The sequence below is a fragment of the Klebsiella sp. CN_Kp075 genome (assembly GCF_040065055.2).
GTDB classification, from domain to species: Bacteria; Pseudomonadota; Gammaproteobacteria; order Enterobacterales; family Enterobacteriaceae; genus Klebsiella; species Klebsiella aerogenes.
Genome location: NZ_CM198050.1, coordinates 1,754,892 through 1,775,096 on the forward strand (window position 1 = coordinate 1,754,892; position 20,205 = coordinate 1,775,096).

At 46.2% G+C, this 20,205-nt stretch carries 19 protein-coding genes and 1 other annotated feature; of the genes, 9 read left to right on the top strand and 10 right to left on the bottom strand.

Annotated elements, in window-relative coordinates:
- Positions 1-6: 6 nt before the first annotated feature.
- From glf to ABLV78_RS08320, 6 genes are all read left to right on the top strand, one after another.
- Positions 7-1,158 (top strand): UDP-galactopyranose mutase, encoded by a 1,152-nt coding sequence (gene glf / locus ABLV78_RS08295; RefSeq protein ID WP_047045968.1) that lies wholly within the window; start codon positions 7-9, stop codon positions 1,156-1,158.
- Positions 1,155-2,045, top strand: coding sequence for a glycosyltransferase (locus ABLV78_RS08300; RefSeq protein WP_047045964.1), 891 nt, complete (start codon positions 1,155-1,157; stop codon positions 2,043-2,045). The genes glf and ABLV78_RS08300 overlap by 4 nt, the downstream gene beginning before the upstream one ends.
- A gap of 6 nt (positions 2,046-2,051) precedes the next feature.
- Positions 2,052-3,188 carry a glycosyltransferase family 4 protein gene (locus tag ABLV78_RS08305; protein ID WP_047045961.1) on the top strand — a complete coding sequence of 379 codons (1,137 nt, stop codon included), beginning with the start codon at positions 2,052-2,054 and terminating at the stop codon, positions 3,186-3,188.
- Between the two features lie 22 nt (positions 3,189-3,210).
- Positions 3,211-4,965, top strand: a complete 1,755-nt coding sequence (locus tag ABLV78_RS08310) for a glycosyltransferase family 2 protein (protein WP_047045958.1) — start codon at positions 3,211-3,213, stop codon at positions 4,963-4,965.
- A gap of 165 nt (positions 4,966-5,130) precedes the next feature.
- Complete coding sequence (locus tag ABLV78_RS08315; protein ID WP_047045955.1) at positions 5,131-6,300, top strand: glycosyltransferase family 2 protein; 1,170 nt, start codon at positions 5,131-5,133, stop codon at positions 6,298-6,300.
- Between the two features lie 4 nt (positions 6,301-6,304).
- Positions 6,305-7,789 (top strand): glycosyltransferase, encoded by a 1,485-nt coding sequence (locus ABLV78_RS08320; protein WP_052766190.1) that lies wholly within the window; start codon positions 6,305-6,307, stop codon positions 7,787-7,789.
- 50 nt (positions 7,790-7,839) lie between these two features.
- Here the strand turns inward: ABLV78_RS08320 and ABLV78_RS08325 are convergent, their stop codons facing one another.
- On the bottom strand, positions 7,840-9,018 hold the full coding sequence (locus tag ABLV78_RS08325; RefSeq protein WP_072058220.1) for an acyltransferase family protein: 1,179 nt from the start codon (positions 9,016-9,018) through the stop codon (positions 7,840-7,842).
- A 295-nt stretch (positions 9,019-9,313) separates the two neighbouring features.
- Between ABLV78_RS08325 and ABLV78_RS08330 the strand changes: the two genes are divergently transcribed.
- On the top strand, positions 9,314-10,918 hold the full coding sequence (locus ABLV78_RS08330) for a phosphoethanolamine transferase (protein WP_047045948.1): 1,605 nt from the start codon (positions 9,314-9,316) through the stop codon (positions 10,916-10,918).
- A 75-nt stretch (positions 10,919-10,993) separates the two neighbouring features.
- Here the strand turns inward: ABLV78_RS08330 and hisIE are convergent, their stop codons facing one another.
- The 9 genes from hisIE to hisL form a co-directional block, all read right to left on the bottom strand.
- On the bottom strand, positions 10,994-11,593 hold the full coding sequence (gene hisIE, locus ABLV78_RS08335) for a bifunctional phosphoribosyl-AMP cyclohydrolase/phosphoribosyl-ATP diphosphatase HisIE (RefSeq protein WP_047045945.1): 600 nt from the start codon (positions 11,591-11,593) through the stop codon (positions 10,994-10,996).
- Positions 11,587-12,363: an imidazole glycerol phosphate synthase subunit HisF gene (hisF, locus tag ABLV78_RS08340; RefSeq protein ID WP_045391773.1), complete on the bottom strand. Its 777-nt coding sequence runs from the start codon at positions 12,361-12,363 to the stop codon at positions 11,587-11,589. Before hisF ends, hisIE begins: the two co-directional genes overlap by 7 nt.
- Positions 12,345-13,082 (bottom strand): 1-(5-phosphoribosyl)-5-[(5-phosphoribosylamino)methylideneamino]imidazole-4-carboxamide isomerase, encoded by a 738-nt coding sequence (hisA, locus tag ABLV78_RS08345; RefSeq protein ID WP_047045942.1) that lies wholly within the window; start codon positions 13,080-13,082, stop codon positions 12,345-12,347. Before hisA ends, hisF begins: the two co-directional genes overlap by 19 nt.
- Complete coding sequence (gene hisH, locus ABLV78_RS08350) at positions 13,082-13,672, bottom strand: imidazole glycerol phosphate synthase subunit HisH (protein ID WP_045391767.1); 591 nt, start codon at positions 13,670-13,672, stop codon at positions 13,082-13,084. The genes hisA and hisH overlap by 1 nt, the downstream gene beginning before the upstream one ends.
- Positions 13,672-14,739, bottom strand: coding sequence for a bifunctional histidinol-phosphatase/imidazoleglycerol-phosphate dehydratase HisB (gene hisB / locus ABLV78_RS08355; RefSeq protein WP_047045940.1), 1,068 nt, complete (start codon positions 14,737-14,739; stop codon positions 13,672-13,674). The genes hisH and hisB overlap by 1 nt, the downstream gene beginning before the upstream one ends.
- Positions 14,736-15,797 carry a histidinol-phosphate transaminase gene (hisC, locus tag ABLV78_RS08360; protein ID WP_088389866.1) on the bottom strand — a complete coding sequence of 354 codons (1,062 nt, stop codon included), beginning with the start codon at positions 15,795-15,797 and terminating at the stop codon, positions 14,736-14,738. The genes hisB and hisC overlap by 4 nt, the downstream gene beginning before the upstream one ends.
- The gene (gene hisD, locus ABLV78_RS08365) at positions 15,794-17,098 is read right to left on the bottom strand and encodes a histidinol dehydrogenase (RefSeq protein ID WP_047045936.1); all 1,305 of its coding nucleotides are present in this window, start codon (positions 17,096-17,098) and stop codon (positions 15,794-15,796) included. The genes hisC and hisD overlap by 4 nt, the downstream gene beginning before the upstream one ends.
- Before the next feature lie 39 nt (positions 17,099-17,137).
- Entirely contained in the window at positions 17,138-18,037 is a 900-nt protein-coding gene (hisG, locus tag ABLV78_RS08370) for an ATP phosphoribosyltransferase (protein WP_045379285.1), read from the bottom strand.
- A 47-nt stretch (positions 18,038-18,084) separates the two neighbouring features.
- Positions 18,085-18,207 (bottom strand) — a sequence feature (His leader region).
- Positions 18,183-18,233, bottom strand: a complete 51-nt coding sequence (gene hisL / locus ABLV78_RS08375; protein ID WP_009654477.1) for a his operon leader peptide — start codon at positions 18,231-18,233, stop codon at positions 18,183-18,185. Its footprint overlaps the feature before it by 25 nt.
- A gap of 176 nt (positions 18,234-18,409) precedes the next feature.
- Between hisL and ABLV78_RS08380 the strand changes: the two genes are divergently transcribed.
- Entirely contained in the window at positions 18,410-19,234 is an 825-nt protein-coding gene (locus tag ABLV78_RS08380) for an SDR family oxidoreductase (protein ID WP_045391752.1), read from the top strand.
- 36 nt (positions 19,235-19,270) lie between these two features.
- The gene (locus tag ABLV78_RS08385; protein WP_047045931.1) at positions 19,271-20,152 is read left to right on the top strand and encodes a LysR family transcriptional regulator; all 882 of its coding nucleotides are present in this window, start codon (positions 19,271-19,273) and stop codon (positions 20,150-20,152) included.
- Positions 20,153-20,205 lie beyond the last annotated feature (53 nt).

The window sequence follows — 20,205 nt, forward strand, 5'->3', positions numbered from 1 at the left end:
AAACTAATGCAGAAGAATGTACTTATTGTCGGCGCAGGATTTTCAGGCGCGGTTATTGGTCGCTTATTGGCTGAAGCAGGTCATCAGGTGACGATTATTGACAGCCGGCCGCATGTTGCTGGTAACTGCTATAGTGAGCGGGATAGTGAAACCAACGTTATGGTTCATACCTATGGCCCTCATATTTTCCATACTGACAATGCTGAGGTTTGGGAGTACATCAACCAATACACGGAAATGATGCCTTATGTGAACCGGGTGAAGACGACGGTCAATGGGCAAGTATTTTCCTTACCAATCAACTTACACACAATTAATCAGTTCTTCCATACCACGTGCTCCCCAACCGAAGCACGTAAATTAATTGATGAAAAGAGTGATAAAACGATAGAAGAACCTGCAACATTTGAAGAGCAGGCACTGCGTTTTGTCGGCAAAGAACTTTATGAAGCCTTTTTTAAAGGTTACACAATCAAACAGTGGGGAATGTCTCCGTCGGAGCTCCCGGCTTCAATTCTTAAGCGTCTGCCTGTACGATTTAATTATGATGATAACTACTTTAATCATAAATATCAGGGGATGCCAAAAGACGGCTACACGGTAATCGTAGATAAGATATTAGATCATAAAAATATTTCAGTGGCTTTAAACACCCTGTTTGATGAAACCACTCGTGGCGAATATGACCATGTATTTTATAGTGGCGCGCTGGATGGTTTTTATAAATATGATATGGGACGTCTGGGCTATCGTACCCTGGATTTCGATGCATTCCGAACCGACGGTGATTATCAGGGATGTGCGGTAATGAATTATGGTGAGCAAAAAGTGCCTTATACTCGTATTACTGAGCATAAGTACTTTGCACCATGGGAAAGTCATGAAAAATCAATCTGCTATCGTGAGTTTAGTCGCTCATGTGAGCCTGAGGATATTCCGTATTACCCAATTCGTCAGGTAGGGGAGATGGCTATGCTGCAAAACTATCTCGATCGCGCCGAAAAAGAAGCGAATATTACCTTTGTTGGTCGTCTGGGTACATACCGCTATCTTGATATGGATGTAACTATTGCTGAAGCTCTGGAAACTGGGCGAACTTATCTTAAGTCATTAGAACAGAATTCTGTGATGCCTGTGTTCACGGTCAAAGTCAGATGAATGTAGCTGCTCTAATCGTCACTTATAATCGGTTAGAAAAGTTAAAAACAACAATAGAGGCAACGCTGGCGTTGCCTTTTCAATATATAGTTGTGGTTAACAATGCATCAACCGACGACACTCAAGCCTATCTTAATTCTGTTTGCGATGAACGCGTTATAGTTTTACATCGGGAGATGAATGATGGCGGGGCTGGCGGTTTTAAATATGGAGCGCAATGGATAACGCAAAATTTGAACACTAATTGGGTTCTATTTTACGATGATGATGCGTATCCGAAGAAAGATTTTGGCGTAGCTTTTCAGTCACTTGATTTATCGAGTGAAAATGTCTATGTCTGCACGGTGGTGGATACATCAGACAAATGCTGCAAGATGAATATACCCTGGAAGAAAATTCCTAATGGTTTTTGGGGAAATATCGCTTACAGAGTTAATCCTGCACGTTTTATTCCTGACGGAAGCCAGCAAGAGACCGTGGTGAGCGTTTCATTTGTAGGAATGTTGATAAGTCAGGAGACACTAAAGAAATCTATATCGTTTATATATGATGAGCTTTTTATCTATTTTGACGATGTGTATTTTGGTCATCATCTGGTCCTGCAGCGTACGCCTATTATTTACCTTCCTGAATTATGTATTGTCCATGATATTGATACTACTAATCAATTAATAGCCCCATGGAAACTATATTATTTAAGTAGAAACCTTATCTTGTCCCGTAAAATATTCCAGGACAATTCGCCTTTCACCTTATTTGATGTTTCATTAAGGTTGTTGAAGTATATATTTACAGCACTGAAGCATGAAAAGCGGAAAGAATGTATGATTAATGTCTATAATGGAATCAAGGATGGTTTCTGGAAGCCAAAAGGTAGAGGTGCATAATCCGCTATGAAAAATAAATTATGCTATTTTGTTAACTCTGCCTGGTATTTTGAACTTCATTGGCTCGAAAGAGGAATTGCTGCATTAAATAATGGATATGATGTCTATGTTATTGCAAATTTTGTAGATGATGCAATTTCAAACAGACTCACCGCATTAGGATTTCACTGCGTTAATAGCCAAATTAATGAGAAAAGCATCAATCCTTTTGCTTTTATCAAAGGCTTTATTAATGCATCGAGGATATTGAAAGGCATTAATCCTGATATCCTTCATTGCATTACGATTAAACCTGGGATCATAAGTTGTCTGTGGGCCAAATATCACAAAACTAAACTTGTTTATAGTTTTGTAGGGCTAGGGCGAGTGTTTGAGAGTGAGCAACTCATTTTTAAAATATTACGTTGGCTTGTCCTCAGGTTGTATCGATATTTGTTCTCAAATGTTGATTGTAAAATAATATTTGAACATCGAGAAGATAAAAGAAAAATACTTTCTCTGCTGGGAGTCAAAGAAGAGAAAGCAAAGGTCATTGATGGCGCCGGGGTTAATATCAGTTATTTTTCATACCAGCAAGAACCGAAATTGACTCATGGAATAATACTTTTTGCCAGTCGTATGCTACATAGTAAAGGATTACTTGATCTCATTAAGGCAAAAAGGATCCTGAAGTTAGAAGGGATAGATTGTACTATTCAGGTTGCAGGTATCATTGTTGAGAATGATGACGATGGGATTACCTTGGGACAAATAGAGAAATGGCACGCAGCAGGCGATATCGTCTGGTTAGGTACTCGAGATGATATTAGAGAATTGATTGCTGGGGCAAATATTGTTGCTCTTCCTTCTGTATATCCCGAAGGTGTACCGCGAATTCTGCTTGAGGCTGGTGCTGTGGGTAGAGCTTGTGTTGTCTATGATAATGGTGGGTGCAATTCACTAATTAAAGACGGCTATAATGGTTATATAGTTGAACGCAAAAATGTCAAAGAACTGGCCGCGAGAATTAAAGCATTAATAAATGAAGATGCTGACAGACAGAAAATGGGTATCAATGCCAGGGAAAATATTGTCAATCATTATACATCAGAAATTGTTATTGATAAAACATTACAAGTATATGAAGAGCTGTTTCAGCGCTGAAAAATACTCATGCGGTTAGGTTATGAATAATAATATTGCATTACAGTCATCAGTATTCCCTGATATACACCACCGTGAAATTAGCGCTCTGTATTTTTTATCCGATAATGTATCTACATGTTATAGTGATGCAGGGTACGTCAGAGTATCGAGGAATCATGACGTTTGCTTTGATACTTTTTACAATTCATTTGATCTCCAAAAGTGGTCAAAATACACTACAGTTAAACAGATTGGGTTCAAAGTTGATGTTGTTGGTAGAGGTATTGCCACAATTTTCTTAAAAACGAATGATAAATTAAAGAAAGTATTTCAACGCGAAATTGAAGGGGCATTCACGCTAGATAATTTAGAGTTAAATGAATGTCGTGACGGTAGGCTTTATTTTTACTGGTCGTCAATTGATGATAGTGAGATCAGGAGTTTTTCTTTTACTACATATGGGGCAGTAGAGGATTTTGGTAAGTTAGCGATTGTCATCACGACTTATAATCGACAGGCAGCATTATTATCGACGTTGTCGAGATTTGAGAAAAACTTATTTGCCGATAGTGTCGGTCAGTCAAAATTTCATGTGTATGTTATTGATAATGGATGCAATTTAGATTTAGAGCCAAGACCTAATGTTACCTATATAAAAAATAAAAACATGGGGGGGGCTGGTGGTTTCACTCGTGGTTTATTTGAGGTGAAAAAGAACAATAGAGAAACTTATTGTATCTTTATGGATGATGACGCATCCTGTGAAATCGAAAGTATTAAAAGAGCATATTGGTTCATGTGTTTTTCAAAAAAAGATGAACAGATGATAGCAGGCAGTATGCTATACGAGGATAAACCTCAAACGGTTTACGAGGCTGGTGCTATTTATCCTTATAAACAGATACGAATGCGGCCTTTAAAAAATGGTGTTGATGTCTCAACACCAAGTGGCCTGGATGTGTTTAATAAAGAGGACGGACAAGCCAATTACGCAGCATGGTGGTTCTGCGCTTTTAAAGTATCAGCGATAAAATACTATGCTTTTCCTTTCTTCGTCCGCGGCGATGACATTTTATTCGGGATAATGCATGCTTACCCGATCGTTACTCTCAATGGTATTGCGTCGTGGCAGATGAATTTTAATCAAAAATATAGCGCATTAGTTGAATATTTGAGCGTTAGAGGTCTGTTGGTTCCTGCATTTGTATACCCGTCATCACATAAAAGAAGACAGATAGCTTTTTGGATATTAGCAAAAGTACTTTTGCTATGCTTTTCATACCGTTATTCTTCGGCTGAGGCTATCATTGAAGCTTATTCAGATGTTATGCAAGGCCCTGATTTCTGGATTGACGATGCGGATGCGCAAAAAGCGCGTAGACGGATTAGTGAGCTGTCGAAAGATGAATTGCCAGGTGAAGTAGAGCAGGGTAATGGCGTGAAAAAAACTGACCGTGATAGCCCCGAGTCCAAATGGGCGAAGATAATCAGGCTGTTTCTTCTCAATGGTCATCTGGTTCCTCGGTTTATTATGGCTGGAAATAGGGTACGAATCCCTAACACAGAAATTCATCCGACAAAACAGGTTTTTTTGAATGCTGAAGTTTACTATGAAACTACTGAGGGTAGTTTTATCGTACTGAAGCAGGATAAATTACGCTGTGCTAAGTTGATCATCAAAACATTGTGGGCCATTAGCAAAGGGTTCTTTACCTATAATGCTATTGCAGAAGAGTATGGAAATAAGATCTCGTACTTAACGTCTGAGAATTTTTGGAAGAAATATTTTATTTAAATATTGATGGCTTGTTCTTTATTCGTAATGATAATATTGTCATAGTTAAATATTTCTCTTGCGGATAGAGTTTAGGATATTTATTTATACGGAAGATACACATTTTGATTTGGCTAGTTTCTACAATCTAGTCTGAAGTTAAATATATTTATACAAGAGACAGTAATGAGCGACATGATAGTTTGTGATACTCGACAATCAAAGGTTATACCAAAATTGTCTATTATAGTACCAGTCTATAATACTTCTGGTTTTGTGGAGAAGACTTTATCTTCATTTGATAAAAATGGTAATGATCAAATAGAACTTATCATTGTAAATGATGGCAGTACTGATAATAGTGTCGAAGTTGTTCAGCAATGGCTTGATACCTATAAAGGTAACGCAATTTTCGTATCACAGGAAAATAAAGGGCTATCAGAGGCCAGAAACACGGCCTTACGCTACGCGAATGGCCAATATATTTCTTTCTGTGATAGTGATGACTGGTTGAACGAAAAAGCTGTTCTTGATTCCCTGGAATTTGCCGAGTCTGACGATCTTGATATTGTCTTATATCGTTCATACGTTTACGACAACCAAACAAAAGATTCGTATCCGTTCTATGATGCAGCGACTTGGGATCACATTTTAGGTGGTGAGCTGAAGAAGACAGTAAATATTGCAGCATATCCGCAAATCCTCAGTCTTGAACCTAATACCAACAACCGAATCCTTAAGAAAGAGTTTTTTGACAAGTATATAACTATCTTCCCGGTAGGGATTCATTTTGAAGACGTTACTCCTCATATTGTAAGTCTGGTTAACGCAACAAAAATTGGCATGATAGATACTGTCGGCTATTTTTATCGAGTTAATCGTGAAGGAAAGATTACGGATCAAAAAAGCGAAAAGCGATTTGATATAATTAAGACCGCGAAAGAGTTATTGCAGAAGCCTGAAGTTAAAGGTCTCAATGCATATCAACAATATTGCGTAATGTCGCTAATATTTAAAATGATTTTCTGGTGTGGTAGATATACAACTCTGAGTGATCGACGTCGTTACTTCAAGCAAGGTGTGGAACTGTTTTCTGTATCAAATCCGGGCGTGCGTTCGCGCTTAAAAACATCCTTAGGTTTTGCGGAGCGTAACAGAGAGTTTATTCTCATGTTGGCATTTTTCAATGGCGCAACGGATTTTCTTACAGAGTACAGTACTGGTAAGCAAACGCTATCAACAAAATTTAAACTGTTGAAGGCTATTTCTACTGCAAACATTGATGTCAATAAATTGATCTTCAAAAAAGCTTTGCGATTTGCAAAAAATAAGTTCGGAAAACGGGTAGTAGGTTAATAAAATGATCAATAGAACACAATTGAATGCATATCTAAATAAACTACCTTCAGCAATTAGCCATGATGAGTTAGCACAACACAAGCATATCATCGAGCGAAGCTTTTTTGGCGTAGATTTGCTTTCTTGCGAAAGTGATGTTTTGGCTTTTGTCGGTACTTATACTGGTCTGGAGCTCCTGGTTGCATTTTATAACAGCAAGCCGCGCGCGATAATTGTTGTTGAATCTAATGCAAGCAAGTTTAAACGTATTCAGGAACTATTAAATAAAAACCCTGAATTGAAAGAACGTGTCTATCTGTTTGATAATTTCTCCAACCCTGAAATTAATGAGTTGATTGGTGAGCGTCACGTTAGTGTTCGTATTTCTCTTCCTGCATTTACCCGGGCAGCTCTGGAGTATGTTACTGCACAGTGGAAACTTGACCATATTTGTGGTGAATTCAATCAGTACGATGTTGATCCGTTAATTGTTTATCGTCAATGCGCGCGTGCGGCGGATACTTTTTACTGGCGCATTCAGGATCAACACCAACCTCTCGCGGGTAGTCGCCAGAAGTATGAGTATGAAGTTTCAGTGGTCGTACCCGCATATAATATCAGCGCCTATATCGACCAGTGCATTGAGTCCCTGGCAAATCAGTCTATTGAAAGTTTAGAGATTTTAGTCGTCGATGATGGTACACCGGATGATTCTGGTGAGAAAGCTGACGCCTGGGCTGCGAGATACCCAGGCAGAGTGAAAGTTATCCATAAAGCCAATGGTGGGTGCGCGACGGCAAGAAATGCCGGCGTTAGCCAGGCCAAAGGGCAATATATTGGTTTTGTTGACGGCGATGATTGGTGCGATCTTCAGATGTATGAAGATTTGTTCCGTGCCGCGGTGATGAAAAATGCTGACATTTCCCAGTGTGGCTATAAAGAAGCTTATGAGACCGGTGAAATAGTTAAATTCCCCCTGGACATTAATCTCAGCCGTCTGGATTTACTACGCGAGCGCCCAACAATGTGGCGTCGTATTTACTCTGCTGACATGCTGAAAAACAAAGGAATTTCTTTCCCTGAGCATATTCGTCGGTTTGATGATTTACCTTTCCAGTTCGAGACTTTTTTAAACGCCAAGATTATTGCTAATATACCTTTTGATTATTACTATTATCGTCAAGGGCGCTTAGGTCAGGATATTTCTGTGCGAGATGACCGACTTTATGTTCATTTCCCTATTTTTGATTGGATCTACAGTCGTAACTCGGATACGTTCAACTATGATGAAGAGCGTAAATTATTTGAGTTAGAACTCGATGTCCACTTCTGGGCCTGGAGTGTCATTGAAGCTAAATTCAAGGATGAATATTTTAAGCAGGTCCTGGCGCAAATTTTTGCATCTAAGAAGATTTTGTCTAAATTTGATATGCTGGTAATAGCCAAAAATAAAGGAAGAGAAAGATTTATGTTTTATTTAAAGCTACTAAAAGCCAAAACATTCTAACTCTTCCACCTTATTAAAAGCCGCGAAAGATTTCTTTCGCGGCTTTTTTTTTATAATTGGCTGGCTCTCATATTCAGCTTGTCGCCTACTAAAGATGCAATTTTTGTAGATGGTTTATCAATGAATGCATAGCCAAACCATGAGATAAGCACACAAAATAATAAACTGACTAATGTGCTTATTATACTAGCAAATTGGTTAGTAATACCTGCATCATGTAAATAAACAAATAATGCCGTTCCAATACTCATGATAATAGGGATATGAAATACATATAAGGAAAATGAGATCTTACCCAGAAAAGTAAAAACAGGTCTGGACAGACAATTTGAAAGTTTTGATGATGTATTAGCTATTAATAATAAAACTACTGCTGCGATTGAGTGACACAACGTGGCCAAACCTTCTTTACTAAAACTTGTGAGTTCATTTAAGAAGTTAATTTCAATTGTCCACGGATTTTCTGTTGCAAGAACAACTGTTAATATACTGGCTGGAAGAATAAACTTAGGTTCAAGTTTTATGTTATATACCAAAATAGTACCGCCAATAATAAATAGTATCAAATAGCAGCCAAGTGTCGGTTCAATCAGATAGATTAGTATTGCTGATATTATGATGTGGGCACCGTTTTTTTTGACAAAAAATAATGCGGCATAGAGATACAGAAAAAGTGACCCCATTAACTCTATTTTAATCGTCCAGAGTGGGCCATTATAGGAGGTATCGCCTATATAAGCAGAATACAGACCATTGTATATGGCTCCAGTTAGTGTGAGTTCTGATTGATAGTTAGATTTTAACCACTCGTGCCCACCTACGATCGCCGCCATTTCGACATTATGGAAGCCTATCGTATTTTGTAAAACAACAGCCAGAATGACTGAAGCGAGTACCAGTGGGGTAAGTCTAAAGTATCTTTTTATAAAGCTTTCTTTAAGATAAGAAAGGTCGTTTTGCCGCTTATAAAAGCCAATGAGCAACACATAACCACTCATTACGAAAAATAGACAAACTGAGAAGTTCCCATCCAAAATCCTTCGATATATCTGCCACCATACTGAGTTTTGCGAATATAATCCATTTGGCGATACCAGCACCCCCATAAATACATCCATATGGTAAAGCACGACGACAAGCGACGCGACTCCGCGGAGTCCGTCGAGATGTTTATAATGTTGCAAGTGAGACCCCGTAGCCTGTTTGGCTTTATTTTTGTTGTGTTCCATAACCAACGCGTCAAGAAGCAGAACCTGACGGTATTTGTTTATATTACCACACTGATGTTAACTGGTAGTTATTTTTTTGTTGTTGTGATCGGTCTCACGATAGTTGATTTAACATTAAATTTGCTTAAGTATGTGAAATTAAGCCCGGAGTGCAGCACCCATCATGCCGAATAAATTATTTTTAAACGCTTTCATTATCCAGGATCAATGGAGTGATATTTGTCAGTGAGGTTCAGTGTGTTAAAATAGCAACATTACAATGCACAATAATAAGTTGCTTTATTTCGGAGTTTGCATGAGCGTTTTTTTTAGATGTTTAGAGTATTTAAAAACCAGACGTTTTTTATATTTTATACTGTTTTTTCTGTCCCTTGTGTTGTGTTGGTTTGAACCTACAAATATATTTTTTACCACTTTTTTCTCTGTTTTTATTTTCTTGCGTTTGATTTTTTGTATTCGTAATAAAATAATCAGAAATAGTCTGGTGGTTTTTGTTTCATTGATCACGTTTTTGACTTACTTTATCTATCAGAAATATGGTGGACTCTCAACCAGTATGGTTATGTCAACCTTCGGGGTTGGCCTTTCCGTTTCATTAGGTACCGTACAAACCTTTGGTCTAAAATTTCTGGTAGGTTTTCTTTTCATACTTTTTGCACTTTCGTTGTTATCGATTAAAATACCAAAAGCACGCTATTCTGTTAAAGAACGTGTTATTTTGACTATTAGTCTTATCCTTATTCTTTCAAAGCCTGTAATAGATGGTGTTAGTTTTTGGGGGACTAAATTCTTTATCAATAATATCGAATATTCACCAACTTTTATTTCGCAGCCATACATCGATCAGTACAAGATTTTTTTTGGACCTCTTGTTTCCTCAGTGTCGATTATCGCTGAAAATATAGTTGATGATGTTAAATACAAAAAGATAGAGCATAAAGAATATCCTGATTATATTAAAAAAGAGACTGCAGGTAGCCAGAACATTATATATGTGATTGGCGAATCATCTAACCCTGGCCGCTATGGTATTTACGGCTATGGAAAAGATACTACGCCAAACTTATCGCAGATGGATAGAGATGGACAAATATGTGTCGTTAATAACGTTCACTCTCCGGCTGCGCAAACACGACTTGCTGTACCGATGCTGGTTTCTTTTGAAACACCCTTGCAGCGTGGCAACTTGTTTAAATTTAAGAATCTTATCGAGATGGCACAATTGCAGGGCTACCATACGTACTGGTTCGACTCTCAGATGCAAAACAACATGTGGAACAAGCCTTTCGGTTATCTGGCAAAATATGCTGAAGTACTGCAAACTCCGGAAGATAATAATACCCGTTTCCCAGTTAACGAGGGGCAGGACGAAAAGTTATTACCGGCAATCAAGCATTATTTTAAGCAATCGCAAGAGAGAAATTTTTACGTCATTCATCTGATGGGTAACCATTTGCCTTATTCTGACCGTAGAGGGGAAGCGGACAACCCGATGGTTGATGATTATGATGCGTCTATTTATAACGTCGATGATACCTTAAAGAGTATTTTTACCCTTGCTGATACCTATCTTAAAGATTACAAGTTGGTTTATGTATCAGACCATGGGGAAGTTGTGGGGCAGGGACATGGTTTTCCATCCAGTGATAATGAAATGTATAAAATTCCATTGCTGATGAATGATGCGTCCTGGTGTGCGAAGGCTGAACAATTGCGCAACAACAACCACTACTTCTCATCTGATTTAACCAAATTCCTGGTGTTAGAAATGATGGGTTATGCTGTTTCTGATGAGCATATGAAAGACGCGGTAAAAAATTCTGATTTCGTGCTGAATGAAAAAGAAGACGCTATTCGTTTCTCTGAATTAAGGGATGTGCCCTTACCGCAACATCCTTAATCGGCGGTTAATACATAGACTCTGGTTTAAAGGATGATCATATTAAACCAGAGTCCCTTCAATGCATGTTTCGATTTACTTATGTCTGGACTTAAGATTATCGATAACATCCCCTAAATCCAGCCCCTGGTCCTGAAGTAGTACCAGCAGGTGATACATCAGGTCTGACGCTTCATTCTTCAGTTCAAACTTGTCATTTACCGTCGCGGCCAGGGCGGTCTCTACGCCTTCTTCCCCAACTTTTTGCGCAATACGTTTGGTGCCGCTGGCATACAGTTTCGCAGTGTATGAGCTCTCCGGGTCTGCATGTTTGCGCCCGGCCAGCAGTTGTTCCAGTTGATAGAGGAACAGCCACTGGTGTCCGGTTTCTCCAAAGCAGCTTGAAGTCCCTTTGTGGCAGGTCGGGCCTATCGGGTTGACCAACACTAACAGGGTATCGTTATCGCAATCCGGGGTGATGCTGACCACATTAAGAAAGTTGCCGGAGGTTTCACCTTTTGTCCACAGGCGCTGTTTGGTGCGCGAGTAGAAGGTTACTTTGCCGCTTTCTTGCGTTTTCGCCAGCGCGTCCTCATTCATATATCCCAGCATTAACACTTCGCCAGATTCAGCGTGCTGTATGATGGCCGGCATCATGCCGTCGGTTTTTTGCCAATCCAGCTGTTCACTCAACATACCCTGATCTCCACGCCCTGGGCTGACAGGAACGTTTTTAATTCGCCAATATTAATAATTTGTTTATGGAACACGGAAGCGGCGAGGGCGCCATCGACGTTGGCGTCGCGGAATGCCTCAAGGAAGTGCTCCATGGTACCGGCGCCGCCGGAGGCAATCAGCGGAACGTTACACACTTCACGGACCTTTCTGAGCTGATCCAGATCGTAACCGTTGCGCACGCCGTCCTGGTTCATCATGTTGAGAACAATTTCTCCCGCTCCGCGCTTTTGTACTTCCTGTACCCAATCCAGCGTCTCCCATTGGGTGACGCGAGTTCGGCTCTCATCGCCGGTGTACTGATTAACGTGATATTTTCCGGTCTGTTCATCAAACCAGGTATCAATCCCTACCACGATGCACTGCACGCCAAAGCGATCGGCGAGACGGGTGATTAACGTTGGATCCGCAAGCGCAGGCGAGTTAATTGAAATTTTGTCGGCGCCGAAGGAGAGGATCTGCGCCGCGTCTTCCAGCGACTTAATTCCACCGGCTACGCAGAACGGAATATCAATCACTTCCGCTACGCGCGATACCCAACTTTTATCGACTACCCGGCCATCGCTGGAGGCGGTAATATCGTAGAACACCAGTTCATCCGCGCCTTCATCGGCATAGCGTTTTGCCAGCGGAACGATATCACCGATAATTTCGTGGTTGCGAAACTGCACGCCTTTTACTACCTGACCGTCGCGGACGTCCAGGCAGGGGATTATCCGTTTTGCCAGCATTGAATGGCCTCCGTTACGTTGAATTTACCTTCCAGTAGCGCGCGGCCGACGATCACCCCGCGAACGCCGGTTCCGCGCAGCGCGGCGATATCGCTGAGACCGCCGATCCCGCCGGAAGACTGGAACGCCACCTGCGGATAACGCGCGCAGACCTCTTCATATAGAGAGACGTTGGAACCCGCCAGAGTACCGTCACGGGAGATATCGGTACACAGCACATGTTGCAAGCCGACCGGCAGATAGCTTTCCACCAGCTCTTCCAGAGTGACGCCAGAGTTTTCCTGCCAGCCGCTCACCGCCACCTGTTTATGACCCTCGGCATCAATGCGTACATCCAGCGCCAGCACCAGATGCTCGGGGCCAAAGCGTTTAAACCAGCCTTTGACCTCCTCCGGCGATTTCACTGCCGTTGAACCGACCACCACGCGCGCCACGCCGGCATCAAGCAGTGCGGCAACGTCTTCTTGCGTACGTACGCCGCCGCCGACCTGCACAGGTACCGTAACGCCGGCAACTAAGGTCTTAAGCAGCGGAATCTGGCGTTTTGCCGGATCTTTCGCCCCAGTCAGATCAACCAGATGCAATACTTCTGCGCCCTGATCCGCATAGGATTGCAGGCGCGGTAACGGATCGTTGCCATAGTCGCGCTGCTGGCCATAGTCGCCCTGATGCAGGCGCACCACGGTACCGTCAATTAAATCTAAAGCTGGAATGATCATTACATCTCCAGGAAATTTTTCAGCAGCTGCGCACCGGCGCTACCTGAGCGCTCAGGGTGGAACTGTACGCCAAAGAAGTTATCTTTCTGTACCGCCGCGGTGAAGGCCTCGCCGTAGTTGCATTGGGCGATAGTGTACGGATTGACCTGCATGGCGTAGCTATGGACGAAATAGAAATAAGCGCCTTCTTCAATGCCGCGGAACAGGCGATCGCCGGCTTTGGCATAGACCCGGTTCCATCCCATATGCGGCAGCGGCAGTCCGTGGTCGGTCATTTTCGGCACTTCTTCATCAATAATGCCCAGTAGCTCAACACCGTTATTCTCTTCGCTGCGCGCACCGAGTAACTGCATGCCGAGACAAATCCCCAGCACCGGCTGGGTACAGGCTTTAATCAAGTCAATGAGCTCGCGTTCGCGCAGCTGATCCATCGCAGCCTGCGCGGTGCCGACGCCGGGCAGAAAAAGTTTATCGGCACGCAGAACAACATCCGGCTCGCGGCTGACCACTGGCTCATAGCCATGGCGGCTCACTGCAGATTTCACCGAGTTGAGGTTGGCGCACCCGGTATCGAGGATCACCACGTTCATCACAATACCCCTTTTGAAGATGGCAACGTGTCGCCCTGGACCCGAATGGCCTGGCGCAGCGTACGGCCAAAGGCCTTGAACAGGCTCTCGACGCGGTGGTGATCGTTCTTACCTTTGGTTTTCAGGTGCAGCGTCACCGCCATGGTATAGGAGAGCGAGCGGAAGAAGTGTTCGACCATCTCGGTGCTCAGGTCGCCGACGCGCTGATAGGTGAAGTCAGCTTTATATTCGAGGTGTGGGCGACCTGAGATATCCAGCGCACAGCGCGCCAGGCATTCATCCATCGGCAACACGAAGCCAAAGCGGTTAATGCCGCGCTTATCGCCCAGCGCCAGCTTCAGCGCTTCGCCTAACGCCAGGCCGGTATCTTCTACGGTGTGGTGATCGTCGATGTAAAGATCGCCGCCGACGTTAATCTCCAGGCGAAAGCCGCCGTGGGTGGCAATCTGATCGAGCATGTGGTCGAAGAAACCCACGCCGGTGTGGATCTTGCTGCCGCCTTCACGATCCAGCCAGACTTTAACGTCAACCTGGGTCTCTTTGGTGATGCGCTCAACGTGAGCGTAGCGGTCGCGACGGGTCAGCTGTTCGCAGATGGTCGGCCAGTTCAGCGTTTCACTGTTATAGCGCAGGCCGATGATGCCCATGTTATCCGCTAACTCTATATCGGTGGCGCGGTCGCCGATGACGTAACTGTGGGCTTTATCCATTACGCCCTCTTCCAGCCACGGCAATACCAGTTGGGTCTTCGGCTTACGGCAGTCGCAGTTATCACCAGGCATGTGCGGGCAAATCAGCACGGATTCAAAGTTAATGCCCTGCGAGGAGAAGACCTGCATCATCAGGTTGTGCGGGCCGTCGAACTCCTCCTGCGGCAGGCTATCGGTACCAAGGCCATCCTGGTTGGTGATCATCACCAGCTTATAGCCTTCCTGCTGTAGCTTAAGCAGCGTCGGGATCACCTGCGGTTCGAAGGCCAGTTTTTCAAACCGGTCTACCTGAAAATCAACCGGCGGTTCAGAGATAAGCGTACCGTCACGGTCAATAAAGAGAAACTTCTGGGTCATACATTCTCCGCAGTCAAAGCGTCAATCACGCGCTGGCTCTCTGCACGGGTACCGATAGTGATACGCAAACAGCCGCTTAATGAGGGTTGTTTATTTTGGTCACGTAAGATAATGCCCTGATCCCACAAAGATTTAAACACCGCGCTGGAGGCGGTTATCCGCGCCAGCAGGTAGTTGGTCTCGGAATCGAAAACCTGCTCGACGCAGGCGATGCCGCGCAGCGCATTGACCAGGTATACGCGTTCATCAATGATCTGCGCCACGCGCGCGCGCATAGCGGCAATGCCTGCCGGGCTTAATGCCTGGGCGGCGATATCGGCGACCGGCGTCGAGAGCGGATAAGGCGTGATGACTTTCAGCAGTACATTAATCACCTCTGCGTTAGCCAGCGTAAAACCGCAGCGCAGCCCGGCCAGCGCAAAGGCTTTCGATAAAGTGCGCAGGATAACCAGGTGCGGGTACTCGTTTAGCCAGTACGCCAGAGATGCCTGGGGGCAGAACTCAATATAGGCTTCATCCGCTACCATGATTGCTTTACCGCGCGTCATTTCCAGCAGGGCGCGGAAATCTTGCGGATTGATTATCTGCCCGGTCGGATTATTGGGGCTGCAGACAAACACCACTTTCACGCCGGTGAGATTCGCTTCGATACCCGGCAAATCGAGCTGCCAGTCGGCGAGCGTCGGCACCGTACGGCACTCAACGCCGATGGTTTCGGCGCTGACGCTGTACATGCCGTAGGTTGGCGGGCAATAAAGGACAGCGTCCTCGCCCGGTTCGCAAAAGGCGCGGATCAGCAACTCGATGCCTTCGTCAGCACCGCGGCTCACCAGTACCTGTTCTGGTTTTACGCCGGCATATTGCGCGTAGTTTTCGATAACCGCCTTCGGCTGTGGTTCTGGATAGCGGTTTAATGTCTGTTCGGTCAACTGGAATTCCACGGCGGTGGGGAATTCGTTGGCGTTCAGCCACACGTCGCCTTTCCCCCCAAGACGGCGGGCGGATTGATACGGCGTCAGCGCGCGGATATTGGCGCGGGCTAAGTCTTCAATGCTCATGCTTGCTCCTTAAGGGTGGCTACGCGCAGCGTTACGGCGTTTTTGTGGGCGGTCAGCAGTTCGGCTGCGGCCAGGATCTCGATAGTCGGGGCGAGGGCGGCGAAGCCTTCACGCGTCAGTTCCTGTACGGTCATGCGCTTTTGAAAATCCGCCAGACCGAGGCTGGAACAGGTCGCGGTGTAGCCGTAGGTCGGCAGCACGTGGTTGGTACCAGAGGCGTAATCACCTGCCGATTCTGGCGACCAGTCGCCGAGGAATACCGAACCGGCGCTGGTGATACCGTCAACCAGTTCACGGGCGTTACGGGTCTGGATAATCAGGTGCTCCGGTCCGTACTGATTTGAGATCTCTACACATTGGGCGAGATCGCGGGCGACAATAATACGGCTGGCGGAAAGCGCTTCACGCGCGGTTTCGGCACGCGGCAGGGCCGCTAGCTGACGTTCAACCGCTGCGGCGACCCGGGAGCCTATGTCGGCGTCCGGGGTCAGCAAGATAACCTGGGAATCCGGGCCATGTTCCGCCTGCGAGAGCAGATCGGAGGCGACGAAATCCGGCGTCGCGCCGCTGTCGGCAATCACCAGAACTTCCGACGGGCCAGCGGGCATATCGATAGCCGCGCCGTCAAGGCGCTGGCTGACCTGGCGTTTGGCCTCGGTGACGAAGGCGTTGCCAGGGCCAAAGATTTTAGCGACTTTCGCCACCGATTCCGTGCCGAAGGCCATTGCCGCGATAGCCTGCGCGCCGCCGACGTTAAAGATATTACGCACGCCGCAAAGCTGCGCCGCATAAAGGATTTCATCGGCAATCGGCGGCGGCGAGCAAAGTACCACTTCCTGACAGCCGGCAATGCGCGCCGGTGTGGCGAGCATCAGCACCGTTGAAAACAGGGGCGCCGAACCGCCCGGAATATATAAGCCGACGGAAGCGATAGGGCGGGTAAGCTGCTGGCAGCGAACGCCGGGTTGGGTTTCAACATCGACAACCTGCAACTGCTGCGCGTTGTGAAAGGTCTCGATATTGTTGACCGCCACCGCCATCGCTTGTTTGAGCTCGTCGCTGAGGCGCGCGCCGGCGGCGGCAATCTCTTCGTCAGACACTTTGAGCGCTGTGACGGTGGTTTTATCGAATTTGGCGCTATATTCGCGTAAGGCGGCATCGCCATTCTCTTTTACGTTAGCGAGGATCCCGGCTACCGTTTTGCTGATGCTCTCGGAAGCTGAAATCGCCGGGCGCGTTAATAGTTGTTGCTGTTGTGCGGCGCTGCAGCTATTCCAGTCGATAATGGTATTGAAGCTCATGGTCATTTCCCCTGTTTGTCCCGTAAACGAATTGCTGGATTACTCCATCATTTTCTCTATCGGTAGCACCAGAATAGAACTGGCGCCCAGCGCTTTCAGTTTTTCCATGGTTTCCCAGAACAGGGTTTCGCTGCTGACCATGTGCATCGCTACCCGCTGTTTGTCTCCTGCCAGCGGCAGAATAGTTGGCCGCTCTGCGCCCGGCAGCAGCGCCACCACTTCTTCCAGCCGTTCGGTCGGCGCGTGCATCATGATGTATTTCGATTCGCGGGCCTGGATAACCCCCTGAATACGGGTCAGCAGACGGTCGATCAGCTGCTGTTTCGCATCGTCCATCTCACCGTCGCGCTGGATCAGGCAGGCTTTGGAACGATAAATCACTTCAACTTCGCGCAGGCCGTTGGCTTCGAGGGTTGCGCCGGTAGAAACGAGATCGCAGATGGCATCGGCAAGGCCAGCGCGTGGGGCGACTTCGACGGAGCCGTTCAGCAGACAGGATTTAAAGGAGATACCTTTCTGATCGAGATAGCGCTTTAACAGGTGCGGGTAAGAGGTGGCGATGCGTTTACCGTCCAGCGCCGCCGGGCCATTCCAGTTTTCATCCACCGGTGTCGCCAGCGACAGGCGGCATCCGCCAAAATCGAGACGGCGCAGGGTGAAATAGCGCGGGTCTTCGCCCTGCGCGCGGCGGCTCAGCAGCTCTTCTTCCAGCACGTTCTCGCCGATAATGCCAAGGTCGACAACGCCGTCCATCACTAGCCCCGGAATATCGTCATCGCGAACGCGCAGAATGTCGATCGGCATGTTTTCCGCAAGGGCGATCAGACGCTGGGTGTGCAGGTTGACTTTAATGCCGCAACGGCCGAGCAGTTCGCGTGAATCTTCACTCAAACGGCCTGATTTCTGAATAGCTATGCGTAAACGGGTGTTGTCTAACATTGTTGTTTTCCTCTGAATACCTGTCTGAATCTGTCCGAATTCGGTCCAAAAAAAAGCCCCCGGAAGTGAATCTTCCGGGGGCTCTCTTTGCGTTCATGCACCACTGGAAGATCCAAACGTCTTCCAGCACACATCGCCTGAAAGACTAGTCAGGATGATGGTGATGATGGTGGTTTTTAAATTGAACGCTGTTCATAAAATTCTCTTTGAATGACTATGCATTTGATGTCTTTTAACCTAAACCAGTTCCGGCGCATAAAGCAAGCCCTTTTTTCCATCATTAATTCATTTCATATTCGTCGAACAAATTGTCAGGTCTCGCAGGCTGGCGTAGCCTAGTATCAGCACAGCGAATGAGTCAGGAGCCAGGGTATGAAAAAGGTCGCGATTGTCGGATTAGGGTGGCTGGGCATGCCGCTTGCGTTGTCATTGCGCGCGCGTGGTTGGCATGTCACCGGCAGTAAAACGACGCAGGATGGCGTAGAGGCGGCGCGGATGTGCGGTATTGAAGGATATCCGCTGCGTCTTGACCCCCAGCTGATCTGTGATGCTGAGGATCTGGACGCGATGATGAACGTCGATGCGCTGGTCATCACGTTACCAGCGCGGCGCACCGGCCCCGGGGAAGATTTTTATCTACAGGCGGTGCAGGAGATTGTCGATACCGCGCTCTCGCGTCATATTCCACGCATTATTTTTACCAGTTCGACCTCGGTTTATGGCAATACTGAAGGGACGATGAAGGAAAATTCGCCGCGCGATCCGCAAACCGCCAGCGGCAGGGTTCTGAAAGAGCTGGAGGACTGGCTGCATGCGTTGCCGGGTACCTCGGTGGATATTCTGCGTCTCGCCGGGCTGGTGGGGCCTTCTCGCCACCCGGGGCGTTTCTTTGCCGGTAAATCGGCTCCGGATGGCCAGCACGGGGTCAATCTGGTGCATCTGCAGGATGTTATTGCCGCGATTGAGTTATTGCTTCAGGCTCCGAAAGGCGGACACATCTATAATATATGTGCGCCAATGCATCCGGCGCGAGGTGTCTTTTATCCGCAGATGGCCCGTGAACTTGGGCTGCCGTTACCGGTATTTACCGATAACCCGGAAGGCGGTAAAGGCAAAATCATTGATGGCAACCGGATCTGCTATGAGCTTGGCTTTGAATACCAGTACCCCGATCCGCTGGTGATGCCGATGGAGTAACCACCAGCAGGCATTCGCGTACCGTAAGGGGGGGCGATGAAACCACTGCTGGATGTCCTCGTTATTCTTGATGCCTTAGAAAAAGAGGGGAGCTTTGCCGCGGCCTCGGCAAAGCTCTATAAAACCCCCTCGGCGCTGAGCTACACCATCCATAAACTAGAAAGCGATCTAAATATCCAACTGCTGGATCGTAGCGGCCATCGGGCGCGCTTTACTTGCACCGGGCAGATGCTGTTGGAAAAGGGGCGTGAGCTACTTCATACCGCTCGTGAACTTGAGCTGCAGGCTATCAGGTTACATCAGGGCTGGGAAAATACCCTGACCATTAGCGTCGATATGACTTTTCCTTTCTCTCTTTTAACTTCACTCATGGAACAGTTTTATCAACAGCACAACGTGACCCGTTTGCAATTCACCAATGCTGGAGGTTGGGATGCTCTGGCGGCAGGCGAGGTCGACATGGTGCTGGGCGCGCTTAACGAGCCGCCAACGCTGGTGGGTTATGGTTTTAGTCTGCTTGGCGAGCTGGATCTGTGTTTTGTGGTCGCGATTAATCATCCGCTGGCGCAGGCTAAGGAACCGCTGAATTTGCGGGTGTTACAGCGATATCGGGCGATTATTTGCGATGCCGGTTTGCTGCGAAGCGAAAAGCAGGAGAGTGTGACGGTTTTTGATATGAACGGCCTGTTGGAGCTGGTATGCGCCGGGCTGGGCTGGGCCTACTTGCCGCGTTATCTGGCTAAGGCCTGGCTGGAGAAGGGCAAATTGGTCGAGAAACGCATTACCACACCCGCGCGGCTGCATCGGGCATGGATTGGCTGGAATGAAGACGTTTTTGGCCTTGCCGCGCAATGGTGGTTACAAGCGATATTAGCAAATAGTGCTATTCGTCAGATCTACAATACTAAAATAGTATGAATATTAGGCGGTTAGAATTCTTAGCCTATTAATAAACCTTACAACATCTTGTC